This is a genomic window from Streptomyces sp. NPDC087422 (genome assembly GCF_044744145.1).
Classification (GTDB): domain Bacteria; phylum Actinomycetota; class Actinomycetes; order Streptomycetales; family Streptomycetaceae; genus Actinacidiphila.
In genome coordinates this window covers 65,315-82,636 of record NZ_JBIUXT010000006.1, presented here as the reverse complement: position 1 = coordinate 82,636, position 17,322 = coordinate 65,315, and the positions used below count along the sequence as shown (strand labels likewise).

At 71.8% G+C, this 17,322-nt stretch carries 16 protein-coding genes and 1 riboswitch; of the genes, 6 read left to right on the top strand and 10 right to left on the bottom strand.

Annotated elements, in window-relative coordinates:
* Nucleotides 1-96: 96 nt before the first annotated feature.
* On the bottom strand, nucleotides 97-1,125 hold the full coding sequence (locus tag ACIO6U_RS20580; RefSeq protein WP_401721053.1) for a LacI family DNA-binding transcriptional regulator: 1,029 nt from the start codon (nucleotides 1,123-1,125) through the stop codon (nucleotides 97-99).
* A 198-nt stretch (nucleotides 1,126-1,323) separates the two neighbouring features.
* On the opposite strand from ACIO6U_RS20580, the gene ACIO6U_RS20575 reads away from it, so the two are divergent.
* From ACIO6U_RS20575 to ACIO6U_RS20565, 3 genes are all read left to right on the top strand, one after another.
* Nucleotides 1,324-3,558, top strand: a complete 2,235-nt coding sequence (locus ACIO6U_RS20575) for a hypothetical protein (protein WP_401721050.1) — start codon at nucleotides 1,324-1,326, stop codon at nucleotides 3,556-3,558.
* Between the two features lie 138 nt (nucleotides 3,559-3,696).
* On the top strand, nucleotides 3,697-4,077 hold the full coding sequence (locus ACIO6U_RS20570; RefSeq protein WP_401721047.1) for an alpha/beta fold hydrolase: 381 nt from the start codon (nucleotides 3,697-3,699) through the stop codon (nucleotides 4,075-4,077).
* Nucleotides 4,074-5,171 carry a Gfo/Idh/MocA family oxidoreductase gene (locus ACIO6U_RS20565; RefSeq protein ID WP_391048319.1) on the top strand — a complete coding sequence of 366 codons (1,098 nt, stop codon included), beginning with the start codon at nucleotides 4,074-4,076 and terminating at the stop codon, nucleotides 5,169-5,171. Before ACIO6U_RS20570 ends, ACIO6U_RS20565 begins: the two co-directional genes overlap by 4 nt.
* Nucleotides 5,172-5,207: 36 nt before the next feature.
* Here the strand turns inward: ACIO6U_RS20565 and ACIO6U_RS20560 are convergent, their stop codons facing one another.
* The 5 genes from ACIO6U_RS20560 to ACIO6U_RS20540 all read right to left on the bottom strand — a co-directional run bounded on the left by ACIO6U_RS20560 (nucleotide 5,208) and on the right by ACIO6U_RS20540 (nucleotide 12,056).
* Complete coding sequence (locus tag ACIO6U_RS20560) at nucleotides 5,208-5,561, bottom strand: hypothetical protein (RefSeq protein WP_401721043.1); 354 nt, start codon at nucleotides 5,559-5,561, stop codon at nucleotides 5,208-5,210.
* Between the two features lie 256 nt (nucleotides 5,562-5,817).
* On the bottom strand, nucleotides 5,818-8,127 hold the full coding sequence (metE, locus tag ACIO6U_RS20555) for a 5-methyltetrahydropteroyltriglutamate--homocysteine S-methyltransferase (RefSeq protein WP_401721040.1): 2,310 nt from the start codon (nucleotides 8,125-8,127) through the stop codon (nucleotides 5,818-5,820).
* Between the two features lie 164 nt (nucleotides 8,128-8,291).
* A riboswitch (cobalamin riboswitch) is annotated at nucleotides 8,292-8,514 on the bottom strand.
* 140 nt (nucleotides 8,515-8,654) lie between these two features.
* Nucleotides 8,655-9,500, bottom strand: a complete 846-nt coding sequence (locus ACIO6U_RS20550; RefSeq protein ID WP_355333158.1) for an undecaprenyl-diphosphate phosphatase — start codon at nucleotides 9,498-9,500, stop codon at nucleotides 8,655-8,657.
* A gap of 169 nt (nucleotides 9,501-9,669) precedes the next feature.
* Nucleotides 9,670-10,245 (bottom strand): TerD family protein, encoded by a 576-nt coding sequence (locus ACIO6U_RS20545; RefSeq protein ID WP_188283548.1) that lies wholly within the window; start codon nucleotides 10,243-10,245, stop codon nucleotides 9,670-9,672.
* Nucleotides 10,246-10,397: 152 nt separating this feature from the next.
* Nucleotides 10,398-12,056 (bottom strand): LCP family protein, encoded by a 1,659-nt coding sequence (locus tag ACIO6U_RS20540; RefSeq protein ID WP_401721037.1) that lies wholly within the window; start codon nucleotides 12,054-12,056, stop codon nucleotides 10,398-10,400.
* Between the two features lie 206 nt (nucleotides 12,057-12,262).
* Between ACIO6U_RS20540 and ACIO6U_RS20535 the strand changes: the two genes are divergently transcribed.
* Nucleotides 12,263-12,514 (top strand): hypothetical protein, encoded by a 252-nt coding sequence (locus tag ACIO6U_RS20535; protein ID WP_391048328.1) that lies wholly within the window; start codon nucleotides 12,263-12,265, stop codon nucleotides 12,512-12,514.
* Nucleotides 12,515-12,576: 62 nt separating this feature from the next.
* On the opposite strand, the gene tatA is transcribed toward ACIO6U_RS20535, so the two are convergent.
* Nucleotides 12,577-12,852: a Sec-independent protein translocase subunit TatA gene (gene tatA, locus ACIO6U_RS20530; RefSeq protein ID WP_401721034.1), complete on the bottom strand. Its 276-nt coding sequence runs from the start codon at nucleotides 12,850-12,852 to the stop codon at nucleotides 12,577-12,579.
* A gap of 181 nt (nucleotides 12,853-13,033) precedes the next feature.
* Between tatA and ACIO6U_RS20525 the strand changes: the two genes are divergently transcribed.
* On the top strand, nucleotides 13,034-13,456 hold the full coding sequence (locus ACIO6U_RS20525; RefSeq protein ID WP_401721031.1) for a Sec-independent protein translocase TatB: 423 nt from the start codon (nucleotides 13,034-13,036) through the stop codon (nucleotides 13,454-13,456).
* 42 nt (nucleotides 13,457-13,498) lie between these two features.
* Here the strand turns inward: ACIO6U_RS20525 and ACIO6U_RS20520 are convergent, their stop codons facing one another.
* Complete coding sequence (locus ACIO6U_RS20520) at nucleotides 13,499-14,269, bottom strand: hypothetical protein (protein WP_401721028.1); 771 nt, start codon at nucleotides 14,267-14,269, stop codon at nucleotides 13,499-13,501.
* A gap of 145 nt (nucleotides 14,270-14,414) precedes the next feature.
* Here ACIO6U_RS20520 and ACIO6U_RS20515 point away from each other — a divergent pair, with 145 nt between their 5' ends.
* A complete protein-coding gene (locus ACIO6U_RS20515) occupies nucleotides 14,415-14,813 on the top strand; it encodes a metalloregulator ArsR/SmtB family transcription factor (protein WP_188283553.1) in 399 nt (132 codons plus the stop codon).
* A 33-nt stretch (nucleotides 14,814-14,846) separates the two neighbouring features.
* Here ACIO6U_RS20515 and ACIO6U_RS20510 read toward each other — a convergent pair whose 3' ends face one another.
* Both ACIO6U_RS20510 and ACIO6U_RS20505 read right to left on the bottom strand, forming a co-directional pair.
* Nucleotides 14,847-16,127 carry a cation:proton antiporter gene (locus tag ACIO6U_RS20510; protein WP_401721025.1) on the bottom strand — a complete coding sequence of 427 codons (1,281 nt, stop codon included), beginning with the start codon at nucleotides 16,125-16,127 and terminating at the stop codon, nucleotides 14,847-14,849.
* A 6-nt stretch (nucleotides 16,128-16,133) separates the two neighbouring features.
* Nucleotides 16,134-16,619 (bottom strand): TrkA C-terminal domain-containing protein, encoded by a 486-nt coding sequence (locus tag ACIO6U_RS20505; protein WP_391129492.1) that lies wholly within the window; start codon nucleotides 16,617-16,619, stop codon nucleotides 16,134-16,136.
* Nucleotides 16,620-17,322: the final 703 nt, after the last annotated feature.

The following is a 17,322-nucleotide window of genomic DNA, read 5'->3' as shown; positions in this document are numbered from 1 at the left end:
GTCAGGCGGCGGGACCGCGCGGGGCGGGGCTGATGTGCGGCGGGCTTGCGCGAAGCGGGGCTGACGCGGGGCGGGATCGCGCGGGGCGGCGGGTGCTCAACCGGCCGCGCGCGGCGGCGCTGTGGAAGCGCGGACCTTGAGCGTGCTGGGCATGACGTTCTCGCGCTGGGCCGGCGGGCGGCCGTCCAGCAGGTCGAGCAGGATCTGTGCGGCGCGGCGGCCCACGTCGACGCTGTGCAGGTTGACGCTGGTCAGCGTCGGGTCGACGAGGTCGGCGGCCTCGGTGTCGTCGAAGCCCGCCACGGACACGTCGGCGGGCAGGGCGTGTCCGTGCTCGCGCAGCCAGCGCAGCGCGCCCAGGGCCATGCCGTCGTTGAAGGCGAAGATCGCGGTGGGCGGTTCCGGGTAGGCCATGAGCCGTTCGGCCGCCGCGTAGCCGGACGCGGCGGTGAAGTCGCCGTGCTCCATGAGGTCGTCGGGGACAGTGCGGTGCGCGTCGGCCAGGGCGCGGTGCAGCCCGCGCAGCCGGGCGGCCATCGCGAGCCGGTTCTCCCGCGGGCCGTTGACCACGCCGATCCGGCGGTGGCCGAGGGCCAGCAGGTGCTGGGCGACCGCGTAGGCGCCGCCCTCGTCGTCGGGGTGGACGCAGGTGAGGTCTTCGGCGGTGTAGCCGATGACCACGGTGGGATATCCGGCGGACCGCAGGGCGGGCAGCGACTCCCCGCCGGTTCCGGCCTCGACCAGCAGGCCGTCGACCTGGCGGCGCTGGACGAACCGGCGGTAGGCGGAGGCGGGTTCGTCGGCCACCTCGCGGGTGGACAGCAGCAACCCGTAGCCGCGCGAGGTCAGTTCCTGGTCCGCGCCCTGCACCAGGCGGATCAAGTGGTCGTTGGAGAAGGCGAATCCGGGGTTGTGCGGCAGGACGACGCCGATCACCTCGGTACGGCCGCTGGCCAGGGCGCGGGCACCGGCGCTCGGCCGGTAGTCGAGCGTCCGCATGGCGACCAGCACCCGGTCGCGTACGGCGTCGGTGACCGTACGGTCGCCGTTGATCACCCGGGAGACCGTCTGGTGGGAGACACCCGCCTCGGCCGCGACGGTACGCAGAGTCGGCCGGTCCGACACGGGGCATCCTCGATTCTTCAGTGACCGTTCACATGACGCGTCACTCATCGTAGAACCGATCGCCGCCGAGCGGAAGAGGAACGCGCCATTGACGCCGGGTGCGGCGAGTCCTAGCTTTACCTCCCGTCAAGTGAACGGTCACTCGTGTACCGCCAGACCGGCTCGAAGGTGTCGGCCCCACGACGAAGGACCCCGAACATGAGCGAGCAGGAACCCGCAGACAATCCCCCCGCACCCCGTCACACCCCGCGCGGTACCGGCGCGGTCTCCCGCCGGCGGATGCTGGCCTACGGCAGGAACGCCGCGATCGTCGCCGGAGCCGCCGTGGCGCTTCCGGCCGCCGTCACCTCCGCGGCGCGGGCCGCCGCCCCGCCGCCCGCCGCGCCCACCGGCGCGTCAGGACCGCTCGCCGCGCCCCCGGTGGCCACCGCGATCCCGACCAACACCCTGCCGAACGTGGTCACTTCCTGGACCGGGAACACCTTCTCCGGGGCCACCGAGTGGGTGCAGGACTTCGTCTTCAACATCGCCGTCGCCAAGGACGGCACCGTCTACACCGTCAGCTTCTGGGACGAGGGCGGGAACTACGCCGGCATCTACAAGGACGGCCATCTCATCGGGAACTGCCACGGCGCGAACGGCGACGCGGTGGCGGTCAACGACTCGTACGTCTATCTCAGCGTCGGCAACGGCCTGACGCGCTTCGGCCTGAACGGCGCCGCCACCTCGCTGACCTACGCCGTGGGCAGTTCGCCCGCCGCCGCGGCGGCCTCGGCGACGCAGGTGGTCGCCACCGACCGGGTGGCCAACCTCGTCAAGGTCTTCGACGCCGCCAGCGGTGCGCTGCTGCGCAGTTGGAGCGTCAACAAGCCCGGCGCGGTGGCGATCGGCGCCAACGGCGAGATCTGGGTGGTCGCGAATGTCACGCGCGACGCCAACGACGGCCACTTCTGGCACGCCGACCCCGCGCATCCGGCGCAGATCCTGCACTTCTCCAACACCGGCGCGGCGCTGGGCGGAACGATCAGCGGCCTCTCCGCCGACTGGCTGCCCACCTCGCTCGCCGTGGACGTCCACGGCGACCTCCTCGTCGGCGACAACGGCCCGCTGCGCCAAGTCCACACGTACACCGGCCTGTCCGGTACGCCCACCCGGGCCCGCAGCCTCGGCCAGGCGGGCGGCATCGGCGCGGGGACACCGGGCCGGGTCACCGCGGACAAGTTCTTCGGCATCGTCGGCGTCGGCGGCGACGCGGCGGGCAACGTCTATGTCGCGATGTACGAATTCGGCACCTGGCTGCGGAAGTTCACCGCGACCGGGGCCGTGGTGTGGCAGCTCCAGGGCAGCGCCTTCGTGGACTCCGCCGACTTCGACCCGGCCTCCGACGGCGTCGAGGTCTACACCAAGCAGAATCACTACACCGTCAACTACGCGCGGCAGCCCGGCACCGACGCGACCTGGCGCAGCTACACCCTCGACTCGGTCAACTACCCGCAGGACGCGCGGCTGTTCCTGCCCGGTCATCACCACCACGCCACCTCGCCCTTCCTGAAGCGGCTCAACGGGCAGATGTACATGTACGTGACGGGCATGTACTGCGGTCACCTGCTCATCTACCGCTTCCAGGGCGAGATCGCGAAGCCGTCGGGGGCGATCTTCAAGGCGCACTGGTCGGGCGCCGATCCGGGCGACGACCCCAACTGGCCGCCGAACCAGCCCGCCTCGGGTCAGTGGATCTGGCGCGACCTGAGCGGCAACGGCGCCTTCGAGGCCGGGGAGTTCTTCCAGCCGGGCGACGGCAGCAACTCCCCCGGCAACTGCTGGGTCTGGTACGTCGACGACCGGGGCGACATCTGGGAGGGCGGCGACCGCGACCTGCGCCGCTACCCGTTGCAGGGCTTCGACGCGCAGGGCAACCCGATCTACACGTATGCGAGCCGGGAGACGATCGCGCTGCCCGCGCCGTTCAGCGTCGTCCGCCGTCTGCACTACGACGTGGCCGCCGACGTGATGTACATGGTCGGCTACACCCCTGACCAGGTCTTCGACAACGCCCACTGGAAGGAGTGCGGCAAGGTCCTGGTGCGCTACGACAAGTGGAGCACCGGCAACCGCACCCCGACCTGGACGCTGCTGCTGCCCTGGGACACCGCCGCCAACCCGATCGTGACCATGGTGAGTCTGGCCTTCGCGGGCGACTACATCTTCATCTCCGGTATCGCGACGCGCGGGCAGATCTGGGTGTGGAAGGCCGCCGACGCCAGCCCGGTCGGGACCTGGCAGCCCGGCGCCAACGTCGGCGGCGTGGAACGTACGGGGTGGGTCGACGTGCCGTACGGCATCACCGCGACCCGCAGGTCCAACGGCGACTATCTGGTCCAGGTCGAGGACGACCTGTTCAACAAGGTGCTGCTGTACCGCTGGACGCCGTAGGGACGCGCGGGTGCGCGGACGGGCGGCCGGAGGGGTGCCGCCCGTCCGCGCCGATGCGCGCCGGTACCAGCCGCTGCACGTCGTCGCGTGTCGGTCCGTGGGGATGACGTCAACACATCGAGCAGACAGGGAGTTTCCGTGACGGACGGACAACGGGTGTGGGTGGTCGCATCCGACGGCGTCGAGCTGGACGCCGTCGTGCACCGCCCCGCGTCCGGAGCCCACGGTACAGAGTCCGGAACAGGGGCCGGAACAGGGGCCGGGAGCAGGCCAGGGACCAGGTCCGGAACGGGCCCCGAGGGCACGGTGCTCCTGGTCCACGGAATCTCCGCGGACCGCGACGACTGCGTCTCCTTCGACATCGCCCGTGACGTCGCGGCGACGGTCCCGCACTGGGAATTCCGCCCGCTGCCCGGCGCCGGCCACGGTTTCCACTCCCCCGAGCACGAGCCCGAGGCGGTCGCGGTGACCGCGCGGTGGCTCGCGCGCGGCATGACGGCCCAGGGGGGCACCGTATGACCCGGCCGGCCGGAGACCTTCCGTACCGTACGGCGCTGATCGGCGCGGGCAGCATCGCCGACGACGCCCATGTCCCCGCGATCCGGGCGCTGTCCGGGCAGCTCGACCTGGTGGCGGTCGCGGACTCCGACCCGGCGCGGGCCGGGGACTTCGCGGCGCGGCACGGCATCGCGCGCGGTTACGACGACCCGCTGGAACTGCTGGCCGTCGAACGGCCCGACCTGGTGGTGATCTGCTCCCCGTCGTTCACCCACACCGATCTGACGGTGGCCGCGCTGGAGGCGGGTGCCTGGGTCTACTGCGAGAAGCCGCTGTGCGGTTCGCTGGCCGACCACGACCGGATTCTGGCCGCGGAGCGCGCGACGGGCCGCTGCTGCGCGCCGGTCTTCCAGTGGCGGGCGGGGTCGGGCGCCGCGCACGTACGCGGTCTGCTGCGCGACGGTGTGCTCGGGCCGCCGCTGCTGGCGCTGTGCCAGACCACCTGGTACCGGGGCGCGGATTACTACGCGGCCCCGTGGCGCGGTCGGCGCGCCACCGAACTGGGCGGTGCCACCGTCACGCAGGGCATCCACGCCATGGACCTGATGCTGTGGCTGATGCCCGACTGGGCGGAGGTGAGCGCGCGCATCGCGACGGTCGACCGGGACATCGAGACGGAGGACGTGTCCCTCGCCCATGTCGCCTTCGCCTCCGGCGCGCAGGCGTCGATCGTGAACAGCGTCGTGTCGGCGCGCCAGGAGTCGTATCTGCGGATCGACTGCGCGCGGGCCAGTACGGAGCTGCGCCACCTGTACGCGTACGGCAACGAGCACTGGACGTTCACCCCCGCGCCCGACCGGCCGCCGTCCACGCCCGGCTGGGACACCATCGGCGCCGAGGTGCCCGCGCACCAGGCGCCGCAGCTCGCGGACCTGGTCGCGCGGATGCGGCGGGGCGAGCCGCCCGAGCACACGGCGGCCGACGCGCGCCGCACCACCGAATTCGTCACCGCCCTCTACAAGTCGGCCGCGACCGGCCGCCCGGTCCCGCGGGGCTCGATCGGCGCGGACGACCCCTTCCACCGGTCCTGGTGGGGCGCCCCGCCCTCTTCCTGACGGCTCCCGCGCTCCCCCGGCCCGAGCGCCGCGCCCTCACCGCCGGGCGGTGCGCGGGCTCCGGCGGCGCAGGTACTCGAGGAGCAGGACGTTGGCGAGGGCCGCGGCGATCAGGAGGACGACGTTGAGCGTCGCGCTGCCCGCGCTGAGCCAGGCGGCGTCGTCGCCGTCGGCGTTCGTGGTGGACGCCCACAGCCCGCCGACCCCCTTGAGCAGCGCGTAGCCGCCGTAGACGAGGACCAGTGCCGCCATCCCGAAGGGCAGGGTCACGGCCACGGCCAGCAGGTACGGAAGGCTCGTCCCGGTGACGGCGCCGAGCACCGCCAGGACGGCCACGACCGCCATGTACAGGCCCTGGACGGTCCGCCATCCCCATGTCGCGCCGCGCATCGCCGTACTCCCCCCGCCGACGAACCACCACCGCACATGACTGTATGCCCGGCGTGCGCGCGGGGAGCCGGGAGGGGCTCGCCATACGGGCCGGAGGGGCCATACGGGCCGTACGCGTCGCATACGCCACACGCGCCGTACGCACACCGCGTCGAGCCGGGACAGGCGGCGGCGCGCCCGGCCGGGAGAGACGGCGAAGGCTCCGCGCGTCCCTCCCGGCCGTCCCGGCCGCGTCACGCGGCCGTCGGCCGGAGCCTCACAGCTCGGCGCGCACCGTACGGGCCGCCGCCACCAGATTCTCCAGCGACGCCTTCGTCTCGGGCCAGCCGCGGGTCTTCAGGCCGCAGTCGGGGTTGACCCACAGCCGCTCGGCGGGGATGGCGAGCAGGCCCTCGCGCAGCAGCGAGGCCGCCTCCGCCGCGTCGGGCACCCGCGGCGAGTGGATGTCGTACACGCCGGGTCCCGCCTCGCGCGGGTAGCCGTGCGCGGCCAGTTCGGTGGCGACCTGCATGTGGGAGCGGGCGGCCTCCAGGCTGATGACGTCGGCGTCGAGGTCGTCGATGGCCTGGACGATGTCGCCGAACTCGGCGTAGCACATGTGGGTGTGGATCTGGGTGCCGGGAGCGACGGCGCCGGTGGTGAGCCGGAACGCCTCGGTGGCCCAGTCCAGGTACGCGGGCCGGTCGGCGGCGCGCAGCGGCAGGGTCTCGCGCAGCGCGGGCTCGTCGACCTGGATCACGCGGGTGCCCGCGGCCTCGAGGTCGGTGACCTCGTCGCGCAGGGCGAGCGCGACCTGCCGCGCGGTGTCGCCGAGCGGCTGGTCGTCGCGGACGAAGGACCAGGCCAGCATGGTGACGGGACCGGTGAGCATGCCCTTGACCGGGCGGTCGGTGAGCGACTGGGCGTACGACGTCCAGCGCACCGTCATCGGCTCCGGCCGGGAGATGTCCCCGGCCAGGACCGGCGGGCGCACGTACCGGGTGCCGTAGGACTGCACCCAGCCGTGCCGGGTGGCGAGGTAGCCGGTGAGCTGCTCGGCGAAGTACTGCACCATGTCGTTGCGTTCGGGTTCGCCGTGCACGAGCACGTCGAGGCCGGTCTTCTCCTGGAAGGAGACGACCTCGCCGATCTCGGCCCTGATCCGCGCCTCGTACCCCGCGGTGTCGATCCGGCCGGCCCGCAGGTCGGCGCGGGCGGCGCGCAGGTCGTCGGTCTGCGGGAACGAGCCGATGGTGGTGGTCGGCAGCAGCGGCAGGCCGAGCCGGGCGCGCTGGGCGGCGGCGCGCTCGGTGTACGGCTGGGAGCGGCGCCCGTCGGCGTCGGTGACGGCCGCGCTCCTGGCGCGTACGGCCGGGTCGCGGGTGATCGGGGAGGCGGCGCGGGAGGCGAGGGCGGCGCGGTTGGCGGCGATCTCGGCGGCGATGGTGTCGGTGCCCTCGGCCAGGCCCTTGGCGAGCGTCACGATCTCGGTGGTCTTCTGCGCGGCGAAGGCGAGCCAGCCCAGAATCCGGGGGTCGATGTCGCGTTCGGGCGCGGTGTCGAGCGGGACGTGCAGCAGCGAGCAGGACGCGGCCACGTCGACGCGGTCGGCGAAGCCGAGGAGGGTGGCGAGGGTGGCCAGCGACTTCTCGTAGTCGTTGATCCAGATGTTGCGGCCGTTGACGACGCCCGCGACGAGCCGCTTGCCCGGCAGTCCGCCGACGGCGGCGAGGCCGTCCAGATTCGCGGCGGCGGCGTCGGTGAAGTCCAGCGCCAGGCCCTCGACCGGGGCCTTGGCCAGGACGGGCAGCGCCTCGCCGAGCCGGTCGAAGTACGAGGCGACCAGCAGTTTCGGCCGGTCGGTGAGGCCGCCGAGGTCGCGGTAGGCGCGGGCGACGGCGTTCAGTTCGGCCGGGGTGCGGTCCTGGACGAGCGCGGGCTCGTCGAGCTGTGCCCAGGTGGCGCCCGCGGCGCGCAGGTCGGCGAGGACTTCGGCGTAGACGGGCAGCAGCCGGTCGAGCAGCGTCAGCGGCTCGAAGTCGGCGGCGACGCCGGGGGCGGGCTTGGCGAGCAGCAGATACGTGACCGGGCCGACCAGGACGGGCCGGGCGGTGTGGCCGAGCGCGGCGGCTTCCTTGAACTCGGCGACCTGCTTGGCGGAGTCGGCGGTGAAGACGGTGTCGGGGCCCAGCTCGGGGACCAGGTAGTGGTAGTTCGTGTCGAACCACTTGGTCATCTCCAGCGGCGCCACCTCCTGCGTGCCGCGGGCCATCGCGAAGTAGCCGTCGAGCGCGTCCGCGGTGACGGCCGACCGGTGCCTCGGGGGGACGGCGCCGACCATGACACTGGTGTCCAGCATGTGGTCGTAGTACGAGAAGTCGCCGGTCGGCACCTCGTGGACGCCCGCCTCGGCCAGCTTCCGCCAGGTCGAGCGGCGCAGGTCAGCCGCGGTCTGCCGGAGGACGTCGGCGGTGACGCGGCCCTTCCAGTAGCCCTCGACGGCCTTCTTCAGTTCACGGTTCTCACCCTGGCGGGGGTAGCCGTACACGGTGGCCCGTGCTGCCGCGGCTGCGGACTTCGCTGTCACGGAAATCTCCTTCGCGAGATGACTCCTGGCCTCCCGGCGACGGGACGCGAACGCGAAAGGGAGGTGACAGACCCGACGGACCCACAGTGCCCCGCAATGGCACCGGTCCGTCCGATATGCACGCCGACCCGCCCACGAGGTCACCGGGATATCCGTACGCGAACGGTCGCGTACGGGCGACGGGCAGGTCTTCGGACTCGCGGGCACGTCCGCCTGAGGCGGACACCTACTGACCGTCGCTTCCCAGGTCCGGTACGTCGGACCCAGTGCGTATGACGGCGGTCGTTCCCACTCACCGCTGCGGGGCAGTCCCGGATTCGCACCGGGTTCCCTCTTGCGACGCGACCGCCTGGCTGACGGACGCGAACCTGTCGCACCGGCCAGGCTAGAGCGCGGACCACGCTCCGGTCACGTCGGACCACATTCCGGACGGCGGCCCCGGTCCTGAACCGGTCCTGACCCGGCCATGACGCGGCCCTGGCCCGGTCCTGGCCCGCTCCTGGCCCGCTCCTGGCCTGGTGCGCGTTCTAGCCGGAGGTGGCGCCCGCGCCCGCCGCGACCGCGCCCGTCGCCACCAGCGCGATGATGACCACGCCGAGCAGCACCCGGTAGATCACGAACGGCGTGAAGCTGCGGTGGGAGATGTACTTCAGGAACCAGGCGATGGCCGCGTAGCCCACCGCGAAGGCGATGACCGTCGCCAGCATCGTCGGGCCCCAGGCCGGCGCCGGGCCGCTGCCGAGCTTGAACAGCTCCAGGCCGCCGGAGGCCAGCACGGCGGGGATGGCCAGCAGGAACGAGTAGCGCGCGGCGGCCTCGCGGCTGTAGCCGAGGAACAGTCCGGCGCTGATGGTGCCGCCGGAGCGGGAGACGCCGGGGATCAGGGCGAGCGACTGCGCCAGGCCGTACCAGAGGGAGTGCCGGAAGGTCAGCTCGGTGATCGGCTTGGGGCGGCGCACGGCGCGGGTGCGGTCGGCGACCGCCAGGACGAGTCCGAACAGGATCAGGACAGTGCCGGTGATCCGCAGGTCGCGCAGGCCGTTCTCGATGGTGTGCTGGAATGCCGCGCCCAGGACGGCGATCGGGACCGTACCGACGATCACGAACCAGCCCATCCGCGCGTCGTGGTCCTTGCGGCGCTCGGGGTGGAACAGCGACGCGGTCCACGCCTTGACGATGGTGGCGATGTCGCGCCGGAAGTAGATCAGCACGGCGGTCTCCGTGCCCAGTTGGGTGACCGCGGTGAAGGCCGCTCCGGGGTCGTCCCATCCGGCGAGGACGGAGACCACGCGTATGTGCGCGCTCGACGACACCGGCAGGAATTCGGTCAGACCCTGCACAAGGCCCAGGACAGCGGCGGTGAACCAGGACACGGCGGGGTGCTCCGGGGAGAGTTCGAGGGGAGGGTGGGTGAAGCGGGCGACGGCGTGCGGAGTCCGGGCCGGGGCCGCCCGAAGGGAATGCGGGCGGCCCCGGCCCGGCCGAGGACGTCAGCGGCCGACGCGGCGGCCGGCGTCAGAGGTGGTGACGCCGGCACCCACGTCAGATGTTGACGCCGAAGTCGGTGGCGATGCCCGCCAGGCCCGAGGCGTACCCCTGGCCGATGGCGCGGAACTTCCACTCCGCGCCGTTGCGGTACAGCTCTCCGAAGACCATAGCCGTCTCGGTGGAGGCGTCCTCGGTCAGGTCGTACCTGGCCAGCTCCCGCCCGTCGGCCTGGTTCACGATCCGGATGAACGCGTTGCGCACCTGGCCGAAGCTCTGGCCGCGCTTCTCGGCGTCGTAGATCGACACGGGGAAGACGACCTTGTCGACCTGCGGGGGCACGGTGGCGAGGCTGACCTTGATCTGCTCGTCGTCGCCGTCGCCGCCACCGGTCAGATTGTCGCCGCTGTGCACCACGGAGCCGTCGGGGCTGCCGAGGTTGTTGAAGAACACGAAGTGCTGGTCGCTGAGGACCTTCCCGCCCACGTCGCACAGCAGCGCGGACGCGTCCAGGTCGTAGTCGGCGCCCGTGGTGGTCCGTACGTCCCACCCCAGGCCGACGGTGACCGCGGTGAGTCCGGGAGCTTCCTTGCTCAAAGAGACATTGCCGCCCTTGGACAGAGTCACGCCCACGAAATTACCTCCGGTTGCTTGGGGGTTGTCGGTAGTCGGTTGTCGATCGCCGGTATGTCGTCGTCCGCGCGCGTCTGCCAGGTCAACGGCGTGCGCGCCACGACAGTTCCACGGTTGCGTAACGGCTTAAGCGTTACGGGTGTGTGCGCGGGTCAGTCGTCCGAGTCGGGCTTGGAACGGGCGGCGGCGTACGCCTGGGTCGGCGTCATCGGGACCCGGTTGATCTGGACGGTCCGGTAGCGGCTGACCTTGGCGCAGGTGTCGGAGTCGTCGGCGGTCTGGGCGTGGGAGTTGCCCAGCGCCACCTTGGTGTCGGCGGGCGGCGCGGAGGACTTCCCGCCGGGGAAGGTGGTGCCGCTCGGCCAGTCCGCCCCGATCACGAGGGTGAGCCCGGCGACGGCGCCCTCCTTGAGGTGGGACGTCGCGATGCCGAGCGCACGGGCGACGGTCCCCGCCTCGGACCGCTGGCCGGGGCCGTAGGTCAGGGTCGTGGTGGCGGCGGGCGCCGGGGCGTTGCCGCCCGCGGTGGCCGGGTTGAAGCCCTTGCCGGTCAGGGTGTCGACGATCTCGGACGCGCGGCCCCCGATGCCGGTGCCGTTGCGCACCCGTACGGTGATCGCCGAGGCGGGGACGGACGTCGCGGTCGGGCTCGCCGACGCGGTCGCCGAGGCCGCGGCGGACGTGCCGCCCGAGGCGGTGGTCAGCGACTGGTCGTTGGCGATGGTGGCGAACAGCGTCTTCGCGCCGGGTCCGACCACCACCCGGTTGGGGTCGGTCGGGTCGGGCCCGGTCTGCATGGTGGTGAAGGTGATCCGCTTGGACGGGACCTTGTCGAGGTCGGAGGCCAGGCCGACCAGCTTGCTGATGCTGCCGAGGCCGGTGTCGACGGTCAGCGCCTTGGTCGCCGCGTTGGCGAGCTTGTAGACGGCCGCCGGGTTGGTGAGGGTGCCCGCGCTCTTGAACTTGCGGATCAGCGAGCTGAGGTAGATGTGCTGCGCGTACGTACGGCCGAGGTCGCTGCCGTCGCCGAAGCCGTGCCGCGAGCGGAGGAATTCCAGCGCCCCGACGCCCTTGAGGGTGTGGGTGCCCCGGGAGAGCTTCAGATGCGAGTAGGTGTCGTACACGTCGGCGTCCACACAGACCGACACCCCGCCCACGGCGTCGGACATGCTGACGACGCCGGAGAAGTCGACCTGGATGAAGTGGTCGATCGGAATTCCGGTCAACTTGTGGACGGTGGCCACCTGGCACGCCTGGCCGTACGTCAGGGCGCTGTTGATCATGCCGTGGTAGCCGGGGGTGGACGCGCCGGTCTTGGGATTCTCGCAGGCGGGCACGTCGGTGAGGGTGTCGCGCGGGATACTCATCACGGTGGCGTTGGAGCGGTCGGCGGAGATGTGCACGACCATCTCGACATCGGCGTTGCCCCCGGTCTGGACGCCGGTCTTGGCGCAGCCGCCGCCCAGTTTGCAGTCGGCCTCGGTGGTCCGGCCGTCGCTGCCCATCACCAGGATGTTGATCGGCGTGCGCCCGAAGGCGTCGGCCTTCTCCTGGCCCGCGCTGTCCTTGCCAGCGCCGTCGGTCAGGGACACGCTGGTGATGTTGCCGTTGAGGTGCTGGTAGAGCCAGTAGCCCCCGCCCGCGGTGACCAGCAGGAGCACGGCCAGGGATATGCCGCCGATCTTCAGGAACCGCCGGCCCCGGCCGGCCGGCCTGGCGCGCCTGCCCCCGCGGCCCGACGGCCGGGACCGCCCGCTCTCGGCGCGAGCGGCCGCCCGCGCCGCGGCCCGGCCGCTCCAGGGCTCGGTCATCTCCCGTGCTCCCTCTCCCGGGCGGCCCCCGTGGGGTGGTGCGGCCGGATTCGGCGGGTGAAGCGGCGCTTCACCCAAGGCTTCATGGTTGCGCAACGCGGCAAGGGTAAATCATGGCTCTGTGGGGTATCCGTGAGCGTCGCACCCGCGGCCGGCTTCCCCACCGGACACAGTTCCTGGTTTACGCAACCTTTAAAGTGTCTGCTATGCCAGAAACGCTACGACGAACCGGAAGGACACCTGTGGCCTGGGAGTGGGCGCATCTCGACGGAGGCCCGGCGGACGGCATGCGGGTACGGGTGACAGGCCCGCCCCGCGTGCTCCAAGTCACATCCGGATGCCAGGCGGAGGACGAGGCCGACGGCGACGGGCGGGGGCTGCGCGTCGAGGCGCTGTACGTCTACCGCCTCAAGCACGGTCAGCCACTGCGCTACGGCTGGGACCACGCCAGCCCCTGATGTCGTACGGGCCCGCGCCCCGGATCACGCGGGCCCGCGGCGCGCCGCGGGAGGGAGGTCAGTCAGTCCCGCGGCGCGCGTTCGGGTTCGCGCACAGGGCGCGCGCCGACGGTCTCGCCGGGGGCGGACTTGACCGTACGGACCGCGGGGTCCGCGCTCGTCCCGGCCGTCGCGCCAGGACCGGGGTCGTCCTTCAACGCCTTGGTCTCGCTCTTGAGGATGCGGAGCGACTTGCCCAGCGCCCGCGCGGAGTCCGGCAGCCGCTTGGAGCCGAACAGCACGATGACCACGAGCGCCACCACCAGCAGGTGCCAGGGCTCCAGTCCGTTTCTGAGCATCAACGTCTCCGCTTCCACATGCGTCGGTCCGCCGTTGCCGGACGGCGATGTGCCGCCCGGACCCCAACAGTTGCTACATTGCGCAATTATGAGAGTAGCGGTACCGAGGCGCAATGCCCGCACGGGCCCCCGTCCGGACCGTCCCCGCCCGTGCGCGCACCCTTCTCGGAGGTGACCGAAGGTGATCTTCGACATCGGCCCGCTCAAGCTGCTGACGCTGCTCGTCCTGGCCACGCTGGTCTTCGGCGACAAACTGCCCGACATGATCACGCGGGCGAGAGACCTCATCCGCGCGGTGCGCTCCTTCGCCGACGACGCCAAGGAGGATGTGCGGCGCGAACTCGGCCCGGAGTTCAAGGACTTCGAATTCGAGGACCTGAACCCGCGGACGTTCATCGCCAAGAATCTGCTCGGCGACGACGACGCGCTCGGCCTGCGCGAGATCCGCGAGAGCCTGCGACTGGACGGCGAGGCCGAGGAGTTGTGCGAGGCGGCGCGGACGCTCAGCGACGGCGTGGACCTCACGAAGCCGTCCGCCGCGCCGGTCGCCGCGCGGGCGGCCGACGGGTCCGAGCCGGTCGCGTACGACACCGAGGCCACGTAGGACGGGCGCCGGGATCAAGCGCCTTGGCGGGTCAGGCCGTTGTCACCGCTCGCCGTCGTTCGGACTGCTGAAGCCGGGGCTGCTGTAGCCGAGCCGGGGCCGCTGTCGCACCAGACTCACGCCGTCGCCCGAGCTGAAGCCCGGGCTGCTGTAGCCCAGGCGCGGCCGTTGGCGTACCAGGTCGACGCCGACCGGCGGCGGGCCGACCGCGCGGGGAGCGGCGGCCCCCGCCTCGCGCGCCAACCGGTCGAGCAGATACGGCAGTACGCCCCGCACCAGCAGCGCCTGCCGCCATGCCTCGTGGGCCTCGGCCACGTCCCGGCTCTCGCGCGTGACCGCGCCGTCGCGCCGGGCGGTCAGCGCCAGTCCGGCCAGACCGATCAGCAGGCTGACGCCGAAGACCGCCGCGCACAGGAAGCCGATGTCGATCAGCGGGGCGCTGATTCCCGCGCCGCTCGCGACGGCCCTGATCCCGTACCCCAGCACCAGGAAGATCGCCGCCGCGATACCGCTCAGCATCGGGACCAGGACGGCCAGGGTGGCGAGGACGCCGGGGCCGCCGACCGCGCGCACGACCGGGCGGACCCGGCCGCGGGAGTGCGCGCGCAGGCCGGTGTACCGCTCGTACTCGGGCGCCGCGGTGGCACCGATGGCGTCGGCGTCGGCCAGGGCGGCCGTCCGCAACTGCTCGGTGTTGGGCGCGCCCGGCAGGGCGCGGAGCGCGAGCCGGACGCGCTCGCCGCGCAGCGCCTGATCGAGAACCTGGGCGAAGTCAGCCCGGTAGATGTCGTCCGGCCGCTTGGCGCTGTCCATCATCCCCGCCCCGGTGTGTCGACGCGCGGCACGTCACCTTGTCTGCCCGCGCGTACGCATCAGGATAATCTTCCCAGTTGCATGATTGCATAATTACGCAACTGACTGAGAGTATCATGCCAGCGGCGCGGACCGCAGGCGCCGCATGCGTACTCTGGTGCTCGGAAAAGCCGCTGCGGTCAGGGAGGTTCACGTGACGAGGTCTGCCGCGGAGTTCGGCGACCCCAGCCCGGAGTTGTTCCAGAACGCCGCCGCTTCCTTCGGCTTGCTGGCGTCGACCATGCGACTCCAGATCGTCTGGATCCTGTCCGAGGGCGACTGCGACGTCACGGGGCTGGCCGAGCGGGTCGGCGCGACCCTGCCCGCGGTCAGCCAGCACCTGGCCAAGCTCAAGCTCGCCGGGCTCGTGCACTCACGGCGCGAGGGCCGACGGCAGGTCTATCTGGTGGACGATCCCGATGTCGTCACGGTGGTGCGGGTGATGGTCAGTCAGCTCGACCGCCGCTCCGCCCCCTCGCGTGACGTCCGCGGGCTGGGGGCCTGACAGGCCACGCCCCGGCCCCCTGCCGCGCGGAGGTCACGTACGGCTGGGCGCCGGATCGGCATCCGCGTCCACGTCGATCTCCACCGGCTCCCCCGACTCGACCGGCTCCACCGCCTTGACCAACTCGACCGCGGGAGCGGCGGGCGCGGGTTCCGGGCGGCGGATGGCCTCGGTGAGTTTGCGGGCGATGGGCTCGGTCCAGCGGGCGGTGAGCGGGCCGAGGACGACCAGGATCAGCACATACGCGGTGGCCAGCGGCCCGATCCGGGGCTCGACACCGACCGCGAGTCCCGCGATGACGATGGAGAACTCGCCGCGCGCGACCAGCGTGCCGCCCGCCCGCCACCGTCCGGCGGGCCGGATTCCGGCCCTGCGTGCCGCGTACCAGCCGGTGGCGATCTTGGTGAGGGTCGTGACGACGGCCAGGATCAGCGCGGGGACCAGGACCGGCGGGATGTCGGCGGGGATGGTGCTCAGGCCGAAGAAGACGAAGAAGACCGCCGCGAACAGGTCCCGCAGCGGGGTCAGGAGATTGCGGGCGCCTTCGGCGACCTCACCGGAGAGCGCGATGCCGACCAGGAACGCGCCGACGGCGGCGGAGACCTGGAGTTGCTGGGCGACACCGGCCACCAGCAGGGTCAGGCCGAGCACGACCAGCAGCAGCATCTCGGGATTGTCGGAGGAGACGGCGCGGCTGATCAGCCGCCCGTGGCGCAGCGCCACGTACAGGACGATTCCGACCGTGCCGAGCGAGATCAGCAGTGTGAGGGTGCCGCCCGCCAGGCTCACGCCCGCCAGCAGGGCGCTGAGAATCGGCAGATAGACCGCCATCGAGAGGTCTTCGAGGACGAGGACGCCGAGGATGAGCGGGGTCTCACGGTTGCCGAGGCGGCCGAGGTCGCCGAGGACCTTGGCGATCACACCCGAGGAGGAGATCCAGGTCACTCCGGCGAGCGCGACGGCGGCGACCGGACCCCAGCCGAGGAGGATCGCGGCGGCGGCGCCCGGCAATGCGTTGAGGACGAAGTCGACCGCGCCGGACGGATATTGGGTCTTGAGGTTGGTGACGAGTTCCGAGGCGCTGTATTCCAGACCCAGGAGGAGAAGCAGCAATACGACACCGATCTCGGCGCCGGTCGCGACGAATTCCTCGCTGGCCTGGAGCGGGATCAGTCCGCCTTTGCCGAAGGCGAGTCCCGCGAGCAGGTAGAGCGGGATCGGCGAGAAGCCGACACGTCCCGCGAGGCGGCCGAGGATGCCCAGGGCGAGGATGATCGCTCCGAGTTCGATGAGCATGTCGGTCGTGTTGTGCACAGGTTTCTATCCTCCTGTGATCAGTTCGGCGACGGCGCCGACGCCTTCGCGGGTGCCGACGACCACGAGGGTGTCGCCGACGGCGAAGCGGAAGTCGGGGGTGGGCGAGGGCACGGCGGAGGTGCGGCGGAGCACGGCGACGATCGAGGCGCCGGTACGGGTGCGTACCTGCGTGTCGCCGAGCGTGCGGCCCGCGTACGGCGAGCGTTTGCTCACGGTGATGTGTTCGGTGACCAGGTCGATCTCAAGGTGTTGTTGCAGGTGGCCGACGGGGTCGGGGGTCAGCAGGTCGGCCAGCGCGGTCGCCTCGTGGGGCGCGAGCGCGGTCGCGTCCTTGCAGGCGTCGTCGTCCTCGGGGTCATGGAACGCCAGGAACCGCCTGCCGTCCTGGTGCACGACCACCGACAGGTGGCGGCCGGACTCGGTCGTCATGTCATAGCGGGCCCCGACTCCCGGCAGCGGGGTCTTTCGGGCGCGGGCGGTTGGTTCCATGAACGTGCTCCATCGGGACGCGGGTGCGTGAGTGCCGGTCGCGGACGCCAGCATGCGCGTCACCCGGCAGAGTTCTGTGCCGGGTGACGACGCGCGTTATGCGGTGGCGTGCCGCAGCGCTCCTGCCACAGCGCCCGGCGTGGGAGCCGGACGCTGTCAGCAGTAAGGCGCGGGAAGGGGGTCCGTATCAGGTACGGCGTCCCGAGGCGCGTTCTCGACACGCGCGACCCGGGGAAAATACGGCGATGCCGTGGGGAGGACTTCCGACATGGTCGCGGATGCGCCTACGACGAGGACATCCCGTTCCATGACGTATCCTCCTCGGCTCACCTCTGCGACATATGTAAAGCGCTGGTCAAGACTCTAGCGCATAATAAATGCCGCAAATCACACATGAGTGGATATAACATCCCAGGCGGATCTCTCATGGCCGGGAATTCACCTGGGCGTCACAGGGCGGGTCGGACCGCCGCGACGCGCCCCGACCTGCCGGTACGCCGGGTCCGGCCGGCCCCGCGAACAATTCGGGTGCGCCCTTCGCCGCCCGGGGGCTAGGGTCCCCGGGGCCCTTGACTGAGCGGTTCCGAGGAGACGAAGGGGTGGTCGGCCGTTCCGGCGCGCGCTGACGACGGAGGCGTTCCCGCGAAGGCCGCCGAGCCGCCCGCGGCTCCGGAGACGCCCGGGTCGCAGGGTTGGCAGGGGC